The sequence below is a fragment of the Alteromonas sp. 14N.309.X.WAT.G.H12 genome, assembly GCF_036697315.1.
Lineage (GTDB): Bacteria > Pseudomonadota > Gammaproteobacteria > Enterobacterales > Alteromonadaceae > Alteromonas.
The window spans coordinates 1-2,774 of the sequence record NZ_JBAHZB010000197.1 but is presented as its reverse complement, the minus strand read 5'-3'; the positions used below and the strand labels follow the sequence as shown (position 1 = coordinate 2,774).

The 2,774-nt window shown below is 42.3% G+C and carries 5 protein-coding genes; 4 read left to right on the top strand and 1 reads right to left on the bottom strand.

All coding sequences use genetic code 11. The features are described 5' to 3' along the window. Nucleotides 1-72 precede the first annotated feature (72 nt). A complete protein-coding gene (locus tag V5298_RS20340; RefSeq protein ID WP_332933240.1) occupies nt 73-294 on the bottom strand; it encodes a TA system antitoxin ParD family protein in 222 nt (73 codons plus the stop codon). A gap of 196 nt (nt 295-490) precedes the next feature. Between V5298_RS20340 and V5298_RS20335 the strand changes: the two genes are divergently transcribed. The 4 genes from V5298_RS20335 (at nt 491) to V5298_RS20320 (ending at nt 2,643) form a co-directional block, all read left to right on the top strand. Continuing rightward, nucleotides 491-1,084, top strand: coding sequence for a cytochrome c oxidase assembly factor Coa1 family protein (locus V5298_RS20335; protein WP_332933239.1), 594 nt, complete (start codon nt 491-493; stop codon nt 1,082-1,084). A gap of 65 nt (nt 1,085-1,149) precedes the next feature. Beyond that, nucleotides 1,150-1,437, top strand: a complete 288-nt coding sequence (locus V5298_RS20330; RefSeq protein ID WP_332933238.1) for a hypothetical protein — start codon at nt 1,150-1,152, stop codon at nt 1,435-1,437. 139 nt (nt 1,438-1,576) lie between these two features. Then, a complete protein-coding gene (locus V5298_RS20325) occupies nt 1,577-2,101 on the top strand; it encodes a hypothetical protein (RefSeq protein ID WP_332933237.1) in 525 nt (174 codons plus the stop codon). Between the two features lie 77 nt (nt 2,102-2,178). Next, entirely contained in the window at nt 2,179-2,643 is a 465-nt protein-coding gene (locus V5298_RS20320) for a hypothetical protein (RefSeq protein ID WP_332933236.1), read from the top strand. The last annotated feature ends 131 nt before the right edge of the window (nt 2,644-2,774 follow it).

Genomic DNA, 2,774 nt, shown 5'->3' with positions numbered 1-2,774 from the left:
TCTTTTTTCTGATTCTGATGTAACTTCTTTACTGCTCTCTTAAAATTAGCTGTCTGTAAAACACTGGTAATCTTAGCTAAAATCGTAAGGCTCCATTTTTCCAGCCTCTTTTTCAGCTTTGGAGATAATTGCCTGTTTTACGAATTCGTAAGGCAAATCAGGATTATCTTCCATCATTTCACCTATCTTAGCCCAATGCTCTATCTGCTTTGGCATAGTTCGGTTTAGTGCTTTGCCCATAATTGTAGCTTTCTCAACTAGATCTTGGTCTAGTCTTACGCTCGCGGTTGCCATAATATGTCTCCTAATGGTTCGTCATCACATTGTAGCAATGCGCTACACATGTGGCAAATTGCGTATAACAAACACATTAAGTCGCTTCGCTGGGACAGTAACACGTGGGCTCTGTCGCTTCGCTCCAAATTTTAGCCCACGTATTACTGCCCCTTATGTGGGTGTTAGCTGTATATTGGAAATCAGGAGAATATTTGTGGATCAGGAAATACCTGAACATTTAAAAAAATGGAACTGGGGTGCCTTCCTCCTCAATTGGCTTTGGGGAGTTGGCAATAATACCTATTCCGCTTTTAAAGTGTTCATCCCCATTTATGGTTTCTATTATCTGTTCAAACTAGGATTTCACGGTAGCGAATATGCGTGGAAAAACGGAACATGGAGAGATGAGAATCACTTTATTAAAGTGCAAAGAAACTGGGCGAGAGCCTCATTTGCATACATCGGCTTTTGCTTTCTGCTCATGCTACCAATGTTTTTCTTTATCGGTAGTATATTTAAGACCTCTGAACCTTATCTAATGTCAATGGTATTACTGGAAGGTTCTCAAAAATTTACTGAGGAGGTTGGTGTTCCATACAGTACGGGGTTTATTACGGGGAACTTGTCAACATCGGGGCACCAGGGAAGCGCGAATATGTCGTTTACCATTGAGGGTGTAAATGGTGAAGCAGAGGTACATATCAAGGCAATAAAAGATATGGGTTCTTGGACTTTAAACTGTGTTAAAACGCAATATGAAGCAAGTGCCACCATAGAATTATTTGGTGAGTGCAAGAATGGCAGCTAACAAAACGCTAAACCAGACGCCAAAAAGCGGCGCTGGTTAGCTCTGCGTTATGTGACTGGAAGCTCATGCAAAATGTAAAAGTCGAAGAGGATTTAAGACAACTGGTAAAAGACGCTAGGTGGGCTATCTGGGCGTTTACCATTTTAAACATTTTTGTTTTGTTTTTTTTCCTTACAAACGGGTTGTATGACGAATTTGTTTTCGTCCTACTTTTTATCCAAGCATTTTTAGTTCTATTTTGGTTAGGCCCTGTTTTTTTGTATCAAGTCTTTGTTAAAAAAGTACGTTTAAAATACGCAATTTATAGAGCGCTGGCATCGTACAGAGAAGCGTTTGCTTACTTTTCTTGGTAGCGTCACATAACAAAACACTAAAGGCGCTCGCGCTGCTCGCTGGGACGCTAACACATGGGCTGCGTCACTTCGTTCCTAATTTTAGCCCATGTGTTATCGCCCCTTAGTGGGGTGTTATGCATAAAAGGAGCTTCTGTGCATGTATCTGAAAGTTGGGGACGAGTATGCAGACCGGGAGCTTCAATTGCTCGCAGAGCTGCTGAATATCCTCGATGAGAAAGTAGTCGAGGTTAGCAATCTCATCTCCAAATCAGTTGATCCTGTGTCATATGGTCTGACTGACCGGGGGGAGTATTTTATAGGCGTTGGTTTCTCCGTAATACAACAATATTTAACTGATACGCTTACCTTGACCGGCGTGAGTAAAAGAAAAGCTTTCGATATTGGCCCTCGCTACTCAGAGGAATTCACTTTTATTTCCGTGGTGAATGCAGCCGCCAACTGGTGGAAACATTCTGCTGAGTGGGTAGGCCAGGAAAAAACGAGTACGCTGGCATTACAGACACAAAGAATTGTGGTCGAGACTGCTGAATCGTTGGACTATCCTCTTAGCAATGTGCTTGCAAAGCTACTAGGTGCAAGCGAAATTACGCTTTGCGCATTGCTGCCAAATTTGGTGCTGTGGCGGTCAGCCGTAGATACTGTGGTGCGTGAAAATGCATAACAATTCGCAGCAGTTCGCGGCCGGTGGCCGCCGGACACTCGTAAACTCGCGCCGCTGTGCTCGGCGTTAGGTGCCAAGTGGATATTCAACCTCATATAGGTATTAATGGCTTATTATTCGGAATGAATATGGCGCAAGTAAGGTCAATTGCTGGTCAGCCTCCTCATATCGACTATTTCATTCCTATACAAAGTAACCCTGAGGAAAGGGACGTAATATGGTCATATGAAAATGGATTAGAATTAAGTTTCTCTTCTGATGACGATTTCTTGCTCACCACTTTTACGTCATCTTCTCGAATAATCAAACTTGAAAACAAGTTAATCGTAGGTAGGCCGATCACCGAACTCCAGACAGAATTCCCTCAACTAATTCTAGAGGAAGACTTTGAAGAGACTGGCCAAAACTATGAGCTTACTCATTTAGGTGTTTCATTCTGGGTAGTAGATGACATCGTGTGCAACGTGTTATTTTTCCCTAAATACACGAGCGATGGTCAGTCAATTATCTGGCCCAAGGAATTAAACAGCAATGGCACCTAACAAAAGAATGAAGACGGATTTGTCAGGAAAGCGCTGCCAAACCGCTTATTCAAAGTGTTATGTGTCGATGGATAATGTATGACCAAGGAAGTTAAGAAAAAAGAAAGTTTATTTGCTAATTCGGTGGCAGC